Annotated in this window: 17 protein-coding genes; 7 read left to right on the top strand and 10 right to left on the bottom strand. The window is 60.5% G+C overall.

The features are described 5' to 3' along the window. Positions 1–3 precede the first annotated feature (3 nt). Together JF539_RS21385 and JF539_RS21380 are read left to right on the top strand one after the other, a co-directional pair. Positions 4–807, top strand: coding sequence for a hypothetical protein (locus JF539_RS21385; RefSeq protein ID WP_207142763.1), 804 nt, complete (start codon positions 4–6; stop codon positions 805–807). Positions 808–957: 150 nt separating this feature from the next. Beyond that, positions 958–1,683, top strand: a complete 726-nt coding sequence (locus JF539_RS21380; protein WP_236042591.1) for a spermidine synthase — start codon at positions 958–960, stop codon at positions 1,681–1,683. 146 nt (positions 1,684–1,829) lie between these two features. Here JF539_RS21380 and JF539_RS21375 read toward each other — a convergent pair whose 3' ends face one another. Further along, complete coding sequence (locus JF539_RS21375) at positions 1,830–2,171, bottom strand: LysM peptidoglycan-binding domain-containing protein (RefSeq protein WP_328809282.1); 342 nt, start codon at positions 2,169–2,171, stop codon at positions 1,830–1,832. Between the two features lie 30 nt (positions 2,172–2,201). Next, positions 2,202–3,032: a DUF3883 domain-containing protein gene (locus JF539_RS21370; protein WP_207142762.1), complete on the bottom strand. Its 831-nt coding sequence runs from the start codon at positions 3,030–3,032 to the stop codon at positions 2,202–2,204. A gap of 343 nt (positions 3,033–3,375) precedes the next feature. Here JF539_RS21370 and JF539_RS21365 point away from each other — a divergent pair, with 343 nt between their 5' ends. Further along, on the top strand, positions 3,376–4,269 hold the full coding sequence (locus tag JF539_RS21365) for an HD domain-containing protein (RefSeq protein ID WP_207142761.1): 894 nt from the start codon (positions 3,376–3,378) through the stop codon (positions 4,267–4,269). A gap of 225 nt (positions 4,270–4,494) precedes the next feature. On the opposite strand, the gene JF539_RS21360 is transcribed toward JF539_RS21365, so the two are convergent. Continuing rightward, positions 4,495–5,373 (bottom strand): NUDIX hydrolase, encoded by an 879-nt coding sequence (locus JF539_RS21360; protein WP_207142760.1) that lies wholly within the window; start codon positions 5,371–5,373, stop codon positions 4,495–4,497. 174 nt (positions 5,374–5,547) lie between these two features. On the opposite strand from JF539_RS21360, the gene JF539_RS21355 reads away from it, so the two are divergent. Then, positions 5,548–5,730, top strand: coding sequence for a hypothetical protein (locus JF539_RS21355; RefSeq protein ID WP_207142759.1), 183 nt, complete (start codon positions 5,548–5,550; stop codon positions 5,728–5,730). Between the two features lie 114 nt (positions 5,731–5,844). Continuing rightward, a complete protein-coding gene (locus JF539_RS21350; RefSeq protein ID WP_236042590.1) occupies positions 5,845–6,432 on the top strand; it encodes a glutathione peroxidase in 588 nt (195 codons plus the stop codon). Here the strand turns inward: JF539_RS21350 and JF539_RS21345 are convergent. Beyond that, the gene (locus JF539_RS21345; protein ID WP_207142758.1) at positions 6,429–10,217 is read right to left on the bottom strand and encodes a tetratricopeptide repeat protein; all 3,789 of its coding nucleotides are present in this window, start codon (positions 10,215–10,217) and stop codon (positions 6,429–6,431) included. The genes JF539_RS21350 and JF539_RS21345 overlap by 4 nt on opposite strands. Before the next feature lie 616 nt (positions 10,218–10,833). On the opposite strand from JF539_RS21345, the gene JF539_RS21340 reads away from it, so the two are divergent. Next, entirely contained in the window at positions 10,834–11,496 is a 663-nt protein-coding gene (locus JF539_RS21340; protein ID WP_207142757.1) for a L,D-transpeptidase, read from the top strand. 139 nt (positions 11,497–11,635) lie between these two features. Here JF539_RS21340 and JF539_RS21335 read toward each other — a convergent pair whose 3' ends face one another. Further along, complete coding sequence (locus JF539_RS21335; RefSeq protein ID WP_207142756.1) at positions 11,636–11,950, bottom strand: antibiotic biosynthesis monooxygenase family protein; 315 nt, start codon at positions 11,948–11,950, stop codon at positions 11,636–11,638. Between the two features lie 366 nt (positions 11,951–12,316). Between JF539_RS21335 and JF539_RS21330 the strand changes: the two genes are divergently transcribed. Next, entirely contained in the window at positions 12,317–12,667 is a 351-nt protein-coding gene (locus tag JF539_RS21330) for a carboxymuconolactone decarboxylase family protein (RefSeq protein WP_207142755.1), read from the top strand. Positions 12,668–12,950: 283 nt separating this feature from the next. Here JF539_RS21330 and JF539_RS21325 read toward each other — a convergent pair whose 3' ends face one another. The 5 genes from JF539_RS21325 to JF539_RS21305 form a co-directional block, all read right to left on the bottom strand. Further along, positions 12,951–13,556, bottom strand: coding sequence for a VPLPA-CTERM sorting domain-containing protein (locus JF539_RS21325; protein ID WP_207142754.1), 606 nt, complete (start codon positions 13,554–13,556; stop codon positions 12,951–12,953). A 746-nt stretch (positions 13,557–14,302) separates the two neighbouring features. Then, positions 14,303–15,013, bottom strand: coding sequence for a VPLPA-CTERM sorting domain-containing protein (locus tag JF539_RS21320; RefSeq protein ID WP_207142753.1), 711 nt, complete (start codon positions 15,011–15,013; stop codon positions 14,303–14,305). Positions 15,014–15,782: 769 nt separating this feature from the next. Beyond that, entirely contained in the window at positions 15,783–16,601 is an 819-nt protein-coding gene (locus tag JF539_RS21315; protein ID WP_207142752.1) for a glycerophosphodiester phosphodiesterase, read from the bottom strand. Between the two features lie 111 nt (positions 16,602–16,712). After that, positions 16,713–17,558 carry an RNA polymerase sigma factor gene (locus JF539_RS21310; RefSeq protein WP_207142751.1) on the bottom strand — a complete coding sequence of 282 codons (846 nt, stop codon included), beginning with the start codon at positions 17,556–17,558 and terminating at the stop codon, positions 16,713–16,715. Next, entirely contained in the window at positions 17,555–17,956 is a 402-nt protein-coding gene (locus tag JF539_RS21305) for an SRPBCC family protein (protein ID WP_207142750.1), read from the bottom strand. Before JF539_RS21305 ends, JF539_RS21310 begins: the two co-directional genes overlap by 4 nt. Positions 17,957–17,969: the final 13 nt, after the last annotated feature.

Below are 17,969 nucleotides of genomic sequence, written 5' to 3'. Positions count from 1 at the left end.
GAGGTGTTTTCCGAGCGCTTTGATACCTCGCGAATAACGATCCAGCGCAGCCTGAAGTGGGTCCTGGTCGCCCAGGCGATCCTGGCGACCCTGCTGGTCCTCTCTGGTTTGAAGGCACAATGGACACCGGGGTTCGGCGGCAACGATGCACTGCCTGCCGGCCCCACAACTCCCGGCGATCAGGTAAGACGTTACGATCCGACCCGCACCATTCCCGACTTCACACGGACACCGGCCTCGCCGGCTGTCGAAATTCCGGGCGACATGCCTCAAAGGCTCCAGTTCGAGGTGATCGACAGGAGCGAACCCGGGGGCGAGCCGGGGAAAGCGATCTTCATGAATGGCCAGATCTCGTCCGGTGACGCTGAACGCTTCACGAGCTTCCTTGCCAGCCTGGAAGACGCCCCCAAACTGGTCACGCTCCACAGCCCCGGGGGAAATGTGAGCGAAGCCCTGGCGATCGGCCGGAGCCTGCGTGCAGCCGAACTGGACACCGCAATGCTGCCCGGTCTGGTGTGCCTTTCGTCGTGCCCCTACATTTTTGCGTCCGGCGTGAAGCGTACAGCCTCCAGGGCGTCCGCCGTCGGCATGCATCAGCATTATTATGAAACCCCTGGCTACATGCCCGTTTTCCTGGCAGTGGAAGGGATTCAGAACGGTCAGGGGGAAACCATGGAATACCTCATAGAGATGGGTATCGATCCGGGCCTGATGGTCCATTCCCTCAATACGCCCCCGAAGGAAATCTACATCCTGGCTGAAGATGAACTTCTCGATACCAGGCTCGCGACGGAAACCGTGGACTGAGCGAAGCGGTTGCCGATCCGCGGCGCCTCAAGCAAGCAAGGTCGGCAATCCGGTCAGGCGAACGCTCCCTTGTTGCCCCGCGACCATGTTTTTCCGGTATTGCGCGGATCGCCCCTTTCCAAAGTTCCTGGCAGCCGTCACGGTGGGCCGATGAGTGCACTGTTTGAAGAACTGGACTACGCCCCCACGCCCATCGGCGCGATTTCCCTGCGCCGGAGGCATATCCTGGCGCTGAAGACCGACGTCTTTGAGATCCTGCTCGGGGAAGAGCACCTGATGTCGAGCCTCTTTACCGCTTCGGAAATCGCGCTGGCCGACAAGGGGCTGGCCGCGCTGAGCGGTGAGGCCCTTGATGTTCTGGTGGGAGGGCTGGGCCTCGGCTACACCGCCCAGGCTGTTCTCGCCCACGAGAGTGTGGCGGATCTGACGGTGATCGACCTTCTGGAACCGGTGATCCGCTGGCACCGGGAAGGCCTGGTGCCGATGAAGACGGAACTCGCCGACGACCCGCGCTGCCGGCTCGTGCAGGGCGATTTCTTTACCATGGCGGCCTCAAAGGAAGGCTTCGATGCCGACCGGCCGGGCCGGTGCTACGACGCCATCCTGATCGACATCGACCACACGCCGGACCGGCTGCTGCACGGCGGATCGAAGGGGTTCTACACGCCGGACGGCCTCAGCGCCCTTAGCAGCTTTCTGAAACCGGGCGGCGTCGTGGGCCTTTGGTCCGACGAGGCTCCGGACGAGGAAATCACGGCGCTGCTCGGCACCGCATTCGACGAAGCCTGGGCCGAACCGGTCGTCTTTGAAAACCCCCTGCAGGACGGGCGCCCGTTCACCCAGGCCGTCTATCTGGGGCGAAAGGCACGGGACTGAGGCGCCCGATCAGGTCTCTGCCGAAGAGCAGCCCTGTTACCAGAACAGGGAGAAGCCCTTGCGAGACCTGCTGATGCGGCAAATTCCGGCATAAAAAACCATGGCCCCTGCGAGGGCCATGGCAGGGTTCCGAGATTCCGGAACTCTCAGAGCGCGGGAATGCGCAGGACTTGGCCCGGGTAGATCTTGTCCGGATCGGACAGCATCGACTTGTTGGCCTCGAAGATCACCGGGTACTTGGAGCCGTTGCCAAAGGCCTTTTCGGCGCCCTTCCAGAGCGTGTCGCCCTTTTCCACCGTGTGGAAGGTGGCTTCCGGCTCGCTGGCGCTGACGGTTATTTCCTCCTCGACCTTGCCGATCCCCAGAATGTTGCCGGCGGCCAGAATGAGTTTCTCGCGGGCTTCGGTCGTCGGCGCGGCGCAGGCAAATTTACGCCACGGGAGCATATTGCAGAAAGGGCGGGCAAGAGGAAGGGGACAATCGTTCACGCTGGAGCTCGGTAGCTCCCCAACTTCTGCCTATCCAAAACTCGCCTGAAAACTCGTTGCCGTCAGCGCCACATGCGCCTCCAACGGAGGCCTGAGTTCAAAAGCCCTGGGTCCTCGGACGAATTCGAAAAGGCGGAAAAGGTACCAATCGTCGCGTCTCGTGTCGGCCACCTCAAGTTCGTTTCTTGAGATGTGAAAGGGCGTACGTTCCCAGCCATTGGTTGTCTTGACCTCGATAAGACGGTCTCGGCCTTCAGGTGTGAAACTGGCAATGTCGTACCCAGCCCCATCGCCTTCCTCACGTGAAATCCAATGCACGCGTCTTGCGAGGTCGCTGCGCCCCTGCCGATGAAGCAAGCCTTGTTCATGCCGGAATACGAACTCTTCACCCGCAAGTCCCAGTGCCCTGTTCCGTTCATCGCGACCGGCAACATCAAAGCGCCGGGCGACAGCTGTCAACTTCTCTGTTTCTTCCGGAGGCGGGGCATTTCGAAGCGTTGGGGCGACCTCCAGGAAAAGGGACGGTGCCTCGCCCACTCCGGTAGAGATTGCCTCATTGAGGGCTGGTTCCCACAAGGGGTTCAATGCCAGCCAGCGGGCAACCGCTTCCGCGAGAGACATCTGAAAATTGAACTTGGGCTGATACCCTTTGACGATAGGCAGAGCAAAACCCTTGGCGGCAGCCGAAACGTTGCAGAGCTTGAATTCGATAGAGCCCCGACTGCGACCGGTCTGGTCCTGCAACAGCCTGTTCCGTTCAGCCTTGATGTAGGATCTTCCTGATAACTCGTCGCCAAGCATGGAAAACCACGCCGCCACGACGGCGTCGTTTTCCGTGTCTGACCAATCGCTTGAACTCATATGAAGCACGCTATTCTAGCGCACAGGTTGTGTCATCCGGAAAAACTCAAAGGGATGTGGGACCTATACTCCCCGGTCGTGCCCGGACATGATTGCCGCTCGCCCTAATTGTCGTCCCGGTTTGATGCGAAGCGGCGAGACCGGGATCCAGTAACCCCGGAGCTGGTATGAAGGCCGAAGCAGGATTTAAACGTTGGCGTTTCCTGGATTCCCGCTTGCGCAGGAATGACAATCGACAAGCTGTCTGGCCTGGCACGAAGGGGAAGGAAGATGACGAAAGTCTAAAATGCCGCCGGTTGCCTCGTCACACCCTCGACACTGTCTGCCCCTACCCTCGTCGCCCATGAGCGACGACATTCTTCTTCTTACCCGGGCCCTCGCCTTTGCGGCGAAGGCGCATTGCGATCAGCGGCGCAAGGGGCCGGCGCAGGAGCCATATGTCAATCATCTGATCGAGGTGATGGAGGTGCTCGCCGAGGCGACCGGGGCGGAGGATGCCGGGCTGCTGGCGGCGGCGCTTCTTCACGACACGCTGGAGGATTGCGGCCTTTCCGAAGCGCAGCTGCGCGCAGAGTTCGGGGTGCGAATCGCGCGGATGGTCGCCGAGAACTCCGACGACATGTCGCTGCCGAAGGCCGAGCGCCGGGCGCGGCGGATCGCGGTCATGGCCAAAAAACCCGCCGACAGCCGGATGGTCAAGCTCGCCGACGTGATCTCCAACATGCGCGCGGTGGCAAGCTCGCCGCCGGCCGGATGGACGAAGGAGAGAAAGCTCGCCTATCTGTCGGACTGCCGGGCGCTGGGGGCGGCCGCGCGCGGCACCCATGACCGGTTGGAAGAGATCTTCGACGAGACGGCCGATACGGTCGAGGCCGTGCTGACCGGGGCCGCGCCGGCGGAGCCGAGCGGGCTTGCCGAACGGCATCTTAACAACGCCATCGGCGAGCAGGTCCATCTGGTCTACCTGGCCAACACCGAGAACGAGCCCTTCCCGCCCGGTCACGCGGAACGATTCGCCACCGCCATCGGCGAGAGCTTTCCCTCCGTCGTGATCCAGGAGGGGATCGGCTATTACGACGGAACGATGCACCCCGTGCTGATCGCCCGCTTCCGCGCCGGCGACGCGGACAGGGTCGTCGCGCTCGCCCAGCGCCTCTGTCTCACCTTCCACCAGCGCTTCATCGGCATAGAAGTCGGCGGGCGCTATATCCGGGTCTACGCGGACGATACGGGGTGAGACTCCTCCACCGTCATTCCGGACAAGTGCGGCGCAGCTGCACGCCGATCCGGAAACCAGAAATCAGCGCGAGCCCAGGCGAGCACCAAATCCACGCGTACCATCGTTGAAAAAGTGAGCGCCAGGGGCGCAAAATACCTCTGGGTTCCGGATCGGCGCGCAGCTTTGCTGCACTTGTCCGGAATGACGGTGGAGGGGCACAACTCGTCCCGCCTACCGTTCCCCTCAAACCGCGGCGACCATCGCCCCGAAGGCGGGCTGCTTCAAGAGGCTGGCGGCTTCCTCGCGGGAGGCCCATTTGCGGGTGCGGTGGCGTTCCTCCCAGAGGGTCTCATCCAGCACCCGGGTGACTTCCATGGCGAAGACGGTGACGGCGCAGGTGGCACCCCATTTTTCATAATTGAAGCTGCCGAGCGGTTCCCTGACGACCCGGCCTTCAACGCCCGCCTCCTCCCAGGCCTCGACCTTCGCCGAGGCGGCGGCGGAAAGGCCCGGTTCGACAATGCCCTTTGGAACGGTCCAGTGACGGCCGCCGGATGACCCGACGACCAGAACCTGCGTGCCCGCCGCCGTGCGCCGAAAGGGGATGACGGCGGACTGGCGGTAGTAATAGGCGGGCCGCTCGCGGCTTTCCGGGCCGTCCGGGGCGGGATAGGGAAAAAGATCGGGCAGGTCCCGCGCATCGGTGCACGTCGTGAGACGCGGACGCCCCCCGTTCAGCGCCAAGCGGAACAGGACCCCGGGCCTGATGTCCGGCGGAGGATCCAGCGCCAGATGACCGGAGAGAACGCGCACCGCGGCGGGCAGCGCGACCAGAAGCGCCCGTTTGCTGCCCGACAGCTCCGGCAGGGCGCCGACGGCAAGCCCGCTGTCGGAGGCGATCTTGCGCGCGGTCCAGCCGGCGGCCTTGAGCGCCTTTTCCGCGCTGACAACAGATCGGTGGCTGCCGTCGGTCAGGATGATGTCGGGGCGCAGCTTCCCGCGTCCCAGATGGGCGCCGATCTTCTGGGCCTGGCGTTTGCCCGCGGTACGCAAAGGCCGGTCGGATTTCATGCCGTGCCACGCCTTTTCGCCCGCCCCCGCGCAGAGGATCAGCAGCTCCATTCGTCCCTCCCATGCGCGGTCTGGCAGAGGCCTCTCCGCACCCCGTTTCAATGGCCTGAATGATAGCGCAGCTTCCCGGGGCTGTCACAATTGAGACCCCGGCGCCGCCTGTCGAGGGAACCAATGGCGCCGCCATCCGTTTTATTCCGGAACCCAAAAGGAAAGGAGCGACAGATGACCCAACCGTTGAAGCAGCTCAACCCCAACGATCGCAAAGCAGCCGAGGAAGAGGCCCGAAGGATCCGCAAGACCGCGGACAAGACCAGCACGGGCGGTCAGCTCGGCGGCACGTTTTTCGGCCAGGAGCCTGACGACGGCATGGCAAAGCCGAAGACGGTCGCAAGCGGAAACAAGTGACGGCAAGGGTGGGACAAGGCGGCCATGGCAGGGTAACCTGACATGCATTCCATCCGCTTCGGGTGAACCTTTCACCCGCCTGTCCCGTAAACGGGTCAAACCGGAGGACCGACGATGACCCGCCTTATCCAGTCCCTTGCACTTCTCATGAGCGCACTGGCCGCCGCCTTTCCCGCGACAGCGGAAACCGCCATACCCAAACACATGGGGGCCAGCGCGCACGGCTTCGCCTTCGCCACGCCCGAGGGCGAGCCGCTTTCCCTCAAGGCGTTTTCCGGCAAGCTCGTGCTCGTCGTCAACACGGCGACCGAATGCGGCTTCAGCGGCCAGATCGGCGGGCTGCAGACGCTTTACGAGACTTACCGGGACCGGGGGCTGGTGGTTCTCGGCGTGCCGTCCAACGATTTCGGCGGCCAGGAGCCGCGGACGGACGGCGACATCGCGAGCTTCTGCGAGGCGACCTACGGCGCCAGGTTTCCGATGACGGCCAAGACCCATGTGAAGGGCAAATCGGCGCATCCGTTTTACCGGTGGGCGACATCCGAGCTCGGACGCGCCGCCCGGCCCCACTGGAACTTCCACAAGTATCTGCTCGGCCCGGACGGGGCGCTGATCGCCTGGTTTCCGACCCCGACACCACCGCTTTCACCCGCGGTGACGACGGAAATCGAACGCGCTCTGGCAAACCTGCCAGAGACTTAAGGTCGGGAGCGGTTGTCGCCGATCAGCGAGAACGGTGCCCAGAAGAAGGGGTGGCCGTAGGCCGGTTCCTTCATCAGCTTGAGCATCGCCTGGCGCAGGGCGAAGGCCTTGTCTTCGGCCGAGCCGTTCGCTTCGCGACGCACGGTTTCCAGCATCAGGGTCAGCGCGGATGCGTCGTCCACCGACCAATGGGACACGAGCAGCGATTTCGCACCGGCGAAGAAAAACGCTCGGGTCAGACCGGAATAGCCGCTGGAGACCTCGTCATTCGCCGCCGCCGTGTTACAGGCCGACAGGAGCAGCCAGTCGGCATTCAGTTTCAGGGTCGCGGCTTCCGTCGCCGTTAAAAATCCGTCTTCCCCTCCGTTGGAGGGCGAGAAGGCGAGCGCCGGCTCCTTGATCGCTCCGTCCGTCAACTTCGCGACCTCTCCCGCCAATAGCCCGTGCGTCGCGAAACTCAGGACACGGTAGTTCTGAAGCTGCGCCGTCTTGACGAATTCCTCGCTGGCCCGTTCGCCCGTGACGGTGCCCTCGCCGCTTGCGCCCAGGATCTCCGACAGGCTGCGCACTTCCTTGAGCGTCCCGGGAAGCGGCGCCAGACCGCCACGCTGGCCCGCCGGGCCGTCGCCGGACTTGAAGTCGCCAGGGGCGATGCCGAGATAGGGATCTCGGCCGTCCGGCCCGCCGGGGCGCGCCGTTCTCAACACGCGCAGGCTGGAGGTGGTCGGCAGCAGTGAGACGGCCATGTCCCTGACCAGCCAGGCCGGATCGCCCCCATCCGGCGCTTTCCTGACGAGAAGGGAAAAGGGCAGTTCCTCCAACGGCCCGTCGGGGACGACGATCAGGTTGCTCACCCCGCCGAGCTCGTCCGCGAATGGCTCCAGCAGTGCCCGGTAGAGCTCGTGCGCGGAACACAGGTTGAAGACCCGGGTTTCAAGTCCGCGTACTTCCGACCTTAAAAGACATCTTTCCGGCTGTCCCTTCAACGCCTGTGCCGTCTGGGCCGGCACGCTCAGGTCCACGGACGATCTGAGGTCCGATACGAGACCGGCCAGGCGCTCCGGACGCGGCACCGCCCTGAAATCGATACTGTCGGAGCGGATGAACCAGACATAAACCGCCTCTTTGGCCCATGCGAAAGCCACTATGGCCTCATCTTGGTCCAGAAGTGCCTGCGCCTCCTCCACGTCGAGCGGCCGGGCGCTCGAAAGTTCGAACAGGTCCGGCGCCTCGGCCGCGATCTTTTGGTCCAGATCCTGGATCTGCCGCTCCAGGGCCGTGATCTGGCGCTGCAATTCCTGCCTGCGGTCTTCCTTATCCCCGGTCTCGGAGAAGGTTTGGGCAAATTGGCGGCGCAGGCCGGCAATTTTGTCCCTTACATCCTGTTTTCGCCTCAGTAGGTCCGCTGTGGCCGGATTGTCCGCGCCCAGCCGTGCGCCGAGATCGGCCAGCGCCTTGTCGAGCGTGTCATAGGTAAACCAGCCCTGCGCCTTTAAGGTCTGCCGGCCGGCTTCCGGCATCGACAGGCCGGATTCGGCGGCGGACTGAAGATATTTGTCGAGAGCCAGAGGAAGCTCGAAGGACCCGCCGGGTTCGAAGCCGGTTCTTTCCACCCAGGCCGGAAGCGCCGCCAGTCCCGCCTGCCAGACCCTGATCGCCTTGTCGTGGGTTTTCCGGTTGTGGTAGAGATCCGCCAGGTCGTTCAGGGAGAGCAGGGTGCTCGGATGGTCCTCACCGAGCGCGCGTTCCTTGGCTTCGAGCGCTCTGAGGTAAAGCCGTTCCGCCTCCGGGTAACGCTTTTGCTTCTCGTATAGCCGGGCGAGGTTGTTGACCGACAGCAGCGTGCGTGGGTGTTCCGGTCCCAGAGCCTTTTCCCTGCTTTCGAGCGCTCGCTCATACAATGGCTCAGCTTCGTCGTATCGCTTCAACCGATAATAAAGAAACCCGAGATTGTTGACACAAATCAGCGTGTCCGGATTGTCGGGCCCGAAAAGCTGCTCACGGGCGGTCATACAGCGTGAGAAGTACGGTTCAGCTTCTTCGTAGCGGCGCAGGCTTTCATAAATGAACCCCATGTTGTTCACCGAAGTCAGGGTCGCCGGATGGCCCTCCCCAAGTACCTCGGTTCTCAGATCCAGAGTTTTTCGAAAGAGCCGCTCCGCTTCGTCCAGCCGGCCCTGGTCCTCATACAAAAGGGCAAGATCGTTCATGGAGGTCAGCGTGCGCGGATGCTTTTCCCCGAGCGCTCGCGTTCTGCCCTCGAGCGCGCGCATCATCAGACGCTCGGCATCGCCGTACCGTCCCTGCCACTGATAATTTGACGCAAGATCGGCCACTGCGGAAAGCGTTTCGGGATGTTCAGGCCCGAGGACGCGCTCATGTGCCGCGAGAACACGCTTGTAGTAACCTTCAGCCTTGTCATGGAGCCCTCTCCGTTCATAGAGAAAGCCGAGGTTGTGTTCCACAAGCAAGAGGTCGGGATCGTCCGCTTCATACTTCCGCTTTACGATCTCATACAGACTCAGAAAGAGCTTTTCCGCCTCATCGTAACGATCCTGGACCAGGTAGTTATAAGCCAGGTTATTGAGAGAAATCAGCGTCGATCGATGCTCCGGACCAAGAGCCGTTTGCTTCGATAGATAGGCACGCCGATCATAGGCCTCTGCCTCCTTGCGCCGTCCCATTTTCTTGTAAAGATTGCCGAAGTTGCCGACGGACACAAGCGTGTCGGGATGATCGGGCCCGAGCGTGCGTTCGCGTGCTTCCAGGATCCGCTTGTAAAGAGTTTCCGCCTCCTTGTAGCGCCCCTGATCCACGAGGTTCAGCCCGAGTCGATTGAGCGCACTGAGCGTTTTGGGCGCCTCCGGTCCCAGTGTTTTTTCCCTGGCTGCGGAATACCTGCGGTAAAAGGGTTCGGCCTCGCGGTAGCGGCCCCGGTCATCGAGGAAGACCGCCATCTCGTAAAGCATGTTCTGCGTCGCGGTTGCGGTTTCGCCCAGAACCTTGACCCTGCCTTCCAGGGCCCGCCGCAAAAGACTTTCCGCTTCCTCGAATTGTCCCAGCTTCTTGAGCGTCAGGCCGAGGTTGCCGGTCGAGGTGAGCGTGCCGGGGCTGTTTGGTCCAAGCACACGTTCGCGGATGGCAAGAACCCGTTTGAGGAGATCCTCCGCCTCCGCATAACGCTTTTGCGCAGTCAAGTTCAAGCCGAGCAGATTGAGCGCTTCAAGCGTCTTCGCATGTTCCTCGCCGAACATCGTTTCGCGAACGCCCGCGAGCCTTTCGTAAACCTCCCCGGCGTCGCTCGTCCGATCCGCGTCGTCGAGCATCGAGGCAAGTCCTTCAAGTGCCTTGTCCGCAAACCGGTTGTTCAATCCGGTGCTCGCCTCGAAACCGGCCAGCGCGGACCGGAACAGCTTTTCCGCCTCTGCCGTCTCGCCGGTTTCCCGGGCCTTTTCCGCCCTTTCCCCCTGCTTCTTGGCCCGAAGGGCGCCGGGGAGCAGGGTCAGTGCCTCCTCTGCCGAAATGTCCTGCGCTTCCTTGATATCCACCGCGAACATGAGGGCTGTCGCCGCTTTCGCATCGAACCGCCCGCTCAGGCCGGCGTCCTCCATGAAACGGCGTATGGCGGTCTGCGTTCCAAGGCCGGCGAGCCCGTCGATCTTCCCGGTGTAATAGCCGAGTGCCTTCAGCCACTGTTGTCCCAGTTTCACGTTGTCCTGGCGCCGGGATTTTTTGTCCTTTGCGGCGACGAGCAACGGCTCGCTGGCAAGGCTTGGGAGGGACATCCCCGATTTGCCGGGCAACGGGACGGACAATGCGACTGCGGATGTTCCCAAAAGGCAGGACAGAAGAAACGTGGTCGTCACCAATCCAATCAAACGCATGTCGTCAAATCCGGTAAATGAACTGTGCTTAACCGAGCGCCTTCTAATGGCGGTAAAGTATCATCCTGTCGGCGAACCGGTAAAATCAAAGATCCTGCGGCAGATCGCGGTCGGCCCGTCGCGGGTACGTTAACCGGTCGTCTGTCCCGGCCTTGTGACCGGCAACACGATTTGCCCGCACGCCCCGGCTTCTGTCCGACACCAGACCGGCTGACGCTTTTGTGCCCCCCTCGACTTCGAGATTCCGCAGCGGCATTAATTGTTGGTTTACCATAATTGTGTTGATTTTCCGGAGCGTTAGCGTTTCTAGTTTCACCAATTAGCCGATCCCGTCAGGATCTCGGACGTTCTGTGCCGGCAAGGGGCTGCTGCCGGGCAAGCGTTTCGAAACCGATGGTTTCATTTCGGAATGACCACGCGTTTCCCAAGGACGCCAGGCGTTCGCCAAACTGATTTAACGCGTTTCCTCCGGCAAACAGATGCGCTGCCGCTGGGGAGCGCTTGAAAGGACATGAATATGGCGTTGAAACTGAGCCGCCGTTTCTTTGTTGCCGGACTTCCCCTGGCGCTGGCGGCCTGCCAAAGCCAGCAGAGCGGGGTCATTCAGGCCGGACTGACACCGCTCGCCGACGGCACGCCGGACTATGCCACCGCCTACGCCCCGACCAGGGATGGCGGCTTCTCTCTGCCCGGGATCAAGTATCAGAACTTCGATCCGCAATATCTGCGCCAGACGGTGTTTTATCCGTCCAGATATCCCGCGGGAACCATCGTCGTCGACCCAAAGAAGAAGTTTCTCTATCTGATTCAGCCCGGCGGGCGGGCGATCCGCTACGGCATCGGCGTCGGCCGGGCAGGCTTTGCCTGGAACGGCGAAGCGGTGATCCGTTACAAACGGGAATGGCCGAAATGGTTTCCGCCGGAGGAAATGATCGCCCGCGACCCGAAGCTCGCCAAATACAAGGACGGGCAGGAAGGCGGTCCCCGGAACCCGATCGGCGCGCGTGGCCTATATCTCTGGCAAGGCAACAAGGACACGCTCTACCGTATCCACAGCACCAACCAGCCCAGCAGCATCGGCACCAACGCCTCCTCCGGCTGTATCCGCATGTGGCACCAGGACATTATCGATCTCTACGACCGTGTCAGCGTCGGCACCAAGGTCGTGGTGCTGGGGTAATCGCTCCGGACACGGTCCCGCGGTTCTGGCACGCTCTTCTTCTCGCTCGCTTCATCCCGAGACCGACCGTCAGGTCCGTCTCGGGACGAAGGCGTTGAGGATCATCTCTCGGGGCCCCCTCATCTCAATGGGTGTGGACCTACTCGCTCAGGACGGTTTCGAACCCCTCGAAACGCGGCGGACCGGCATAAAGGTCGCGATTGCTGCCCGCATTCTTGTGCGCTTCCCTGAAATGGTCGGATTTCGTCCAGTTCACGAAGTCCTCCTGGCTGTTCCAGGTGGTGTGCGTGGCATACAGCGTCGTGCCGGCCTCCTCGTCGAACGGGCCCTTGAGCAGGTGGAATTTCTGAAAGCCCGGTACCTTGGCCAGTTTGGAGTCCCGCTCTTTCCAAACGGTCTCAAAGGCCTCTTCCTGACCTTTGACGATGGCAAACCGGTTCATGGCGATAAACATTGTCCTGCTCCTGACGTATGTGTGTGAGTGCCGTTTCACGGCGTTTGGAGCATAACCTGACTTAAAAAATCAAGTTCAACAAGCCGCAACATGCCGCAGGTTGAAGTAGAGCGCATCGACGACGCGTTGCGATAGCAAGCGCCAGGAAACGGCTCCAGAACAGTCAGTTTCAGGGATCAACCCGGCACAAGAGAGCAGGGACGGTCTGCGTCCCCAGGCGCATGACGCAAAGGCTTGTGCGCGGCTCTCCACAGCCGGCGTTGCGTCCCCTGGTTTGATTTGCGACCCGTAATTTGCAAGTCCGCCCTAGCTTTCTTTCAAAATTTCAGAACTATAGGATTAACTCAAACCGCGCAGGAGGCTTTCATGGCCATTTCCGACTGGAACAACTTCGTCACCCAAACCGACGGCCGCATGGCCGAGGTCCGAAAAGGCATCCCGAACGCCGCGAAAGGTTTCGGCGCCCTGGCGGGCGCCGCGATGAAGGACGGGGCGATCGACGCCAAGACCAAGGAACTGATCGCTCTGGCCATCGGCATCACCGCGCGCTGTGACGGCTGTCTTGCCTATCACGCCCGCGCGGCCGCAAGGCTTGGCGCCAACCGCCAGGAAATCCTCGAGGTCATCGGTGTGGCGGTCTACATGGGCGGCGGGCCGTCGATGATCTACGGCTCCGAGGCGCTGGCTGCCTTCGACGGGTTGAGCGCGGAGAGCTGAACGACTGCACCCCTCCCCCGTCAACGCAGAGCAATTTCCGGCCACGGCCTCCTACCTCGAAGCAGATGTGGAGCGGGAGGCACGGCGAGACTCCCGGATGAAGAAGGATACCGGAAAGATCGGCGCTCTCATGCCGGCCTCCATGGTGATTGGCGAGCATGGAGCGGAGGAAGACAATACCATTGTCTGCAAACTAAAAGGGCTTCGGGAGGTTCTCCCGAAGCCCTTTTTAAGTCTGTTCTCAGGTCGGTTCCGGACACTCCGAAGCCTTCGAGTCCCAAAGCTATGCGGACTTCCTGCGCCTCACCAACGCGAGGCCACCCATCGCGGTCACCAGCAGCAAGCCACCGGCCGGCAGCGGCACAGCCGTGGTGGTGTTGAGGTTCGCGAACTCGAATGCGTTCTGGCTTGACGAAAGAACCAGACTATCGAAACTCACGCCCGCGATTTCGAGCAACGCCGCGCCGGAGCCAAGCGTGACACCAAGAGTGGAGGCAAGGATCGAGGTCTCGGCGCCGCCGACTATGAAAGTCAGGACGAGATCATTGTAGGTGTCTGGCGAACCCCAAATCATCGATAGCCCGGTCTGGAGTTCGGCAAATTCGAAGACAGCGCTTCCTCCAGCTTGAACGGAGCTGTATACGCCGTTGTCCTCGTGCTTCGACCCTTCCCAGGGTGTTCTTGCAGTGAGCGATCCACCGGTGAACTGGTTCCCGGTGAGAGTCTGGAAGAAATTCACCCCGCCGGTCGCAGAGATATTGGCGACCGGATCGATTCCATCAAGATCGGCCATGCTCAACTGAGTAGCCGTTACACTCATTGCGTTCGCCGCTGCAGACGCGGCAAGCATCACGGCGGCCGCCATTCCCGCTACCTTCAAAAACTTCATGTTTTCAATCCTTTGCTTCTAATTTCCGTCATATTTAACAAAACTTTAGTACTTTTATCACGCTTCCGTTGGGTCGCAACAAATCTTTCAGACCTTGTGCACTTTCAACGTGTTATTGGAGGAAAAATGAAAAACATGATCGTTGTAAAGAAATCCTTCGCATTGATTTTAAAGGCAAATCCGGGCCGGTAACCATAGCTACAGAATTTTTCAAGACACTCAGCTACGTTAGCCACTTCCCGTTAACGCAATCCGTCCGATACAATTGAAACTTCTCCAAGGAATTTTTTGACGCAACTACAGTTAAATTTGCGGAGGTTGTCAGAATAGCTGAATTGACAGTTGGAAGCCTTTTCGCAAACGCGGGCACCAATCCAAGTTGACACATTGTGGGCGCGTTCCGTCACTCTCGTCGTACCACCACCTGATGCACTTCAATCACTTTGGCGCCGCTTTTTCCTTGCCGGCGATAAACTGAGAGTGTGCTTCGACAGCTGTTGTCTAATCGCTTTCGCCGTACTTTGAAAACGACTGGCGCTCGTGACAATTCAATAATATTGCCATGTTTCTTTTGGTGGTCGTTACGCTGCCGGTCTTGGAGGATGCGCAGCTTCGCCGGTATGACGCGGTGGAGTGGAAGCGCTGGCGTCCGCAAACAGTAAAGGCTCCGGGAGGTTATCCCGGAGCCTTTTCTTGTTTCTCTTCAAGCTGGTCCCGATCAAACCGGGGCCAGCGAAGTCTTTTGATTACGAACTCTTCTTACGACGCACGAGCGCCAAGCCACCCAATCCGGTCAGAAGCAGCAAAGCACCAGCCGGAAGCGGCACAGGCTGCAGTGCAAACTCGAAAGCTTGCTTCGGATCGCTCAGGAACGTTGCAGAGGTAAGAGCATCGGCTCCCAAACCGGTGATGCGGATGAGTGCGTTACAAGCAAAGTTGTCAGCCGAACCACACGGGCTGCCAATGATGGCTGCAATCGCCGAACCGGTGAGTTCAAACGTGCCGCCGCCGGACAGAGCAAACGTCAAGGTGTTGTAGGCGTCGATCGAGCCCCACAGGAAGGTGAACGATTCGATCGCTCCGTTAAAATCCAGCGTTGCCGGGTTCGGGGAATTTTCATTCGGACCGACGGCAAAGTAGGAATTCGTATTAACCAGACCTGTTCCATGCCACGGAGACTTGTAGCTGCCGCCGACAGTTCCAGGAGGCGGCGTAACAACGTTTACACCTGTTGTCCAAGTGTAGGACGACGGTGTGAATGCGCCGTAAGTCGGAGCGTAGATATCGGCGGTATTGCCAGGCGATGCATCGGTCGACGAATCAAGAATCGTAACCGCCGGCAGAGCCGACGCCGTTCCGACGGACGCCAATACGGCCACTGCTGCTAGACAAAGACTTTTCCCAAATTTCATAATTAACTTCTCCTCATCAACAATCATGAGACTGACTATTTTCATATTAACGCTAAATTAACGCATCCGCAAGTTCCGCGAGGTCATAAAGTTAATTTTCTGGCTCAAACTGTGAAATTTGACAATGCCGGAACTTTCTCAAAGTACAATATCTCAGCACCCGCATATCAATCAATAAAAAACGAAATATATACGTAATGCGATATATTAAAGATGATTATCTATGTATAAAAAAATATAAACTGCCTATTTTATAGTTTTAATTTTGTCTAAGCGGTTTTCAAATTTGACAATCTAATTTCAGACCATACAAATATTTTGAATATTCTCGTGGGAGCAAAATCCCGCCATTGGTCGGTGGAATAAATCTGAGCATTGACGAACCGGTCAACGAGCTTTCGTAATGACTTCGAAAAAATAAGAACCAAACAGGCTAGAGTTCAACTCAAAAAACCAGGCTCTCAATTAAGCCCACCGCAAGCCTCGACCCAAGGGCTCAGGCTTGTCGTCCAATAATTTGTTCAGCGATTAGCGTTCAATCGATAGGCCGCCTTGGCTTGCGAGTGTGTGAGCTGCAGGACTGAGTTTACAAACGGCCGCTTTCCGTTCGTTGAGCGATTTTGTCTTCGGCACCCGTCAAGCATCAACGGTGCAGCACGACCCCATTGAACATCCGTCCACTCATCTGCGCAGCGCATCTCATAGATGACCGATCTCAAAATCGATCATGAACCTGATTTGCGGCCGAAAGGGACACCCTATCCAACAAATCCTGACCGGAACTCAGCTCCCCGGAGTACGGCTCCCTCAAATTTCAGTGGTTTTCGACATCCTCGGCTTGCAGAGAGACACCGGCTTCCTCAGCACCTCGGGCAGAGATGAAGCGCGCCTTTGCATGCGCGACCCGTTCCGGCGTGTCCGAGCAGATGCCCAGGACCGGCAGCCTGACAAGAGCGGCGAGGATGTCGTCGCGCTCCTCGTGCCAGGTCACGACCGGCAGGCCACGGCTGGCCGCCGCCTCGAAAAACGCCCCGGTCAACAGGCGGTCGGGACGCTCTCCCGCCTTCTCCCAGCAGGGATGAACGATCTCCGCGCCGCAACTGTCCGTCAGCGCGAAAGGGTCCTGCCCGAGACCGACGAGAAGCGATACCGGATAGGGGGCGCCGGCTGACCGGAGCTGCGCGCAATAGTCCGGCGTGTTCGCCCCGATGATCGCCCGATCAATCCCTGCATCCAGAAGGATATCGAACGCGCGCGTGGCGGCCTCTTCCTCCTTGGCATCGAGATAGATCCCCCTGCCGCATTTCGCCGCCAGACGCGCCACATCCGCGAAAGCCGGTGCGGGCCGCCCGCGCGCCCCGGTGAGCACGGCAAGTTCCTCCGCCGTGACATCGCCGACCGGGCGCGCATCGCCGCACAGGTTGAACAGATCCGCATCGTGAAAGGCGACCGGCACGCCGTCGGATGTCAGCCTGACATCGACCTCCCAGATGTCCGCGCCGAGCTCATCTGCCTTCCTGAAGGCCGCGATCGTGTTGTCCGGCGCGTAGGCGCTTGCGCCGCGATGGGCGATGATCAGCGGCGGGCAACTGTGAGTCGCCGGCCAGTTTCTGTCTGGTTTAAAGGGATACATTGCGCGGCGCCGGATCGGTGAACGGGCCAAGACCCTTATCCCAGCCTCACGACTTCGATATGACAACCGTGTTTATCGACCGGCGGTCCTGCGTCGCCCTCTTATGCAATGCTATAGTTTCCCATCGGGCCGGATTGGATTTGTCTCAATCGTCTGCAGGACAAGTTCGGCGACGTCGCAGGAAAAATCGGGATTGGATCGCAGCAGCGCCGCGGCCCGGCGGCCCTCCTCCAGACGGCGCACCTGCGCGCGCAGCCCCGGCACGGTCGTGGGACCGCTCGGAGACAGTCCAAACCGCGACCGGCTCCGGCTGATCCGGCCGGCCTCTTCCGCTGCCGCGATGCGTTTCTCGCATCGGCAGGCGGCCTTCGCAGAGACATTGCCGCAAGTGTCTTTCACAAATGCGGTCACCGCCGCGCGGCTGCGCCGCAGCCTCTGGCGGTAGGCAGCCGGCGCTATTTCCAGTACCGATGCCGCCTCCCGGTCACTCAGCTCGAAGACGTCACCGAGCAGATAGGCGATCCTCAGGTCGCGGCTGAGGCAGGTAAGCATGGCCAGCGTGCAGCCGACCTTGACCTCCTCGATCGCAAGCCGGGTCTCCGCATCGTAGGGCTCCGAGGCGCCCGGCTCGGACAGCCCCTGCTCGAGATCGGCGGCAAATCCTGTAAAACTCATCCGCATAGACTCGACACGGCCGGACTTGCGGGCGCCGACCAGATGCCGGCAGGCAATCCGCATCGCCCAGCCACCCGCCGCTTCGATATCCCGCAAGGAACCGAGATTGGCGATGATCTTGATAAGGATTTCCTGGGTCGCATCCTCGGCGTCCGCAGGATGCGCCAGCATGCGGATCGCCAGATTGTAGACCGGCCGCTCGGCGGCGCGTACGAGTGCGTCAAGGGCGGCGCGGTCCCCCTGCCGCGCCGCCTCCACGTGCACCGGATCGAGCCGGATCATGCTTCGAGCCGCCGTTTCAGCTCGGCGAGTTCGCCGGCAAGAATGGTCATCTGCTCCTTGAGCGCTCCTTCGAGCGCTTCCAGCGGTACCGGCGGCGCCATCAGTACAAACGAATAGATGGACTTGTCCTCACCGTCAGGCGTGATCCGTGAGAATGCGGTGCCAACCGACCCGTCGGGAAAGGTCATTTTCCAGTCGACAGTCCCCTGCTCGCCGTACGCGCTTGTTTCCAGCCGGATCGGAACAGCGCCGTTCGGCGTGACAAGTTCGGCTGTCCCAGCATCGGCGCTCTTGAACGCATTCGTCCAGACCGGCAGGTTGGCCGGATTCGAAACGAAGTCGAACACGGTCCGCGCGGGCTTGCCGATAGAGACCGATTGAACGTCATGGGTTTTCATCTTGCGTGTCCTT

It is taken from the genome of Roseibium aggregatum, assembly GCF_017309185.1.
Taxonomy (GTDB): Bacteria; Pseudomonadota; Alphaproteobacteria; order Rhizobiales; family Stappiaceae; genus Roseibium; species Roseibium aggregatum_B.
This window is presented reverse-complemented; position numbering and strand designations above follow the sequence as displayed.

Coding starts and splice junctions, on each gene's coding strand:
- JF539_RS21380 (WP_236042591.1), top strand. CDS start 958: ATGAGTGCACTGTTTGAAGAACTGGACTACGCCCCCACGCCCATCGGC.
- JF539_RS21370 (WP_207142762.1), bottom strand. CDS start 3,032: ATGAGTTCAAGCGATTGGTCAGACACGGAAAACGACGCCGTCGTGGCG.
- JF539_RS21365 (WP_207142761.1), top strand. CDS start 3,376: ATGAGCGACGACATTCTTCTTCTTACCCGGGCCCTCGCCTTTGCGGCG.
- JF539_RS21360 (WP_207142760.1), bottom strand. CDS start 5,373: ATGGAGCTGCTGATCCTCTGCGCGGGGGCGGGCGAAAAGGCGTGGCAC.
- JF539_RS21355 (WP_207142759.1), top strand. CDS start 5,548: ATGACCCAACCGTTGAAGCAGCTCAACCCCAACGATCGCAAAGCAGCC.
- JF539_RS21350 (WP_236042590.1), top strand. CDS start 5,845: ATGACCCGCCTTATCCAGTCCCTTGCACTTCTCATGAGCGCACTGGCC.
- JF539_RS21345 (WP_207142758.1), bottom strand. CDS start 10,217: ATGTCCCTCCCAAGCCTTGCCAGCGAGCCGTTGCTCGTCGCCGCAAAG.
- JF539_RS21340 (WP_207142757.1), top strand. CDS start 10,834: ATGGCGTTGAAACTGAGCCGCCGTTTCTTTGTTGCCGGACTTCCCCTG.
- JF539_RS21335 (WP_207142756.1), bottom strand. CDS start 11,950: ATGTTTATCGCCATGAACCGGTTTGCCATCGTCAAAGGTCAGGAAGAG.
- JF539_RS21330 (WP_207142755.1), top strand. CDS start 12,317: ATGGCCATTTCCGACTGGAACAACTTCGTCACCCAAACCGACGGCCGC.
- JF539_RS21325 (WP_207142754.1), bottom strand. CDS start 13,556: ATGAAGTTTTTGAAGGTAGCGGGAATGGCGGCCGCCGTGATGCTTGCC.
- JF539_RS21320 (WP_207142753.1), bottom strand. CDS start 15,013: ATGAAAATAGTCAGTCTCATGATTGTTGATGAGGAGAAGTTAATTATG.
- JF539_RS21315 (WP_207142752.1), bottom strand. CDS start 16,601: ATGTATCCCTTTAAACCAGACAGAAACTGGCCGGCGACTCACAGTTGC.
- JF539_RS21310 (WP_207142751.1), bottom strand. CDS start 17,558: ATGATCCGGCTCGATCCGGTGCACGTGGAGGCGGCGCGGCAGGGGGAC.
- JF539_RS21305 (WP_207142750.1), bottom strand. CDS start 17,956: ATGAAAACCCATGACGTTCAATCGGTCTCTATCGGCAAGCCCGCGCGG.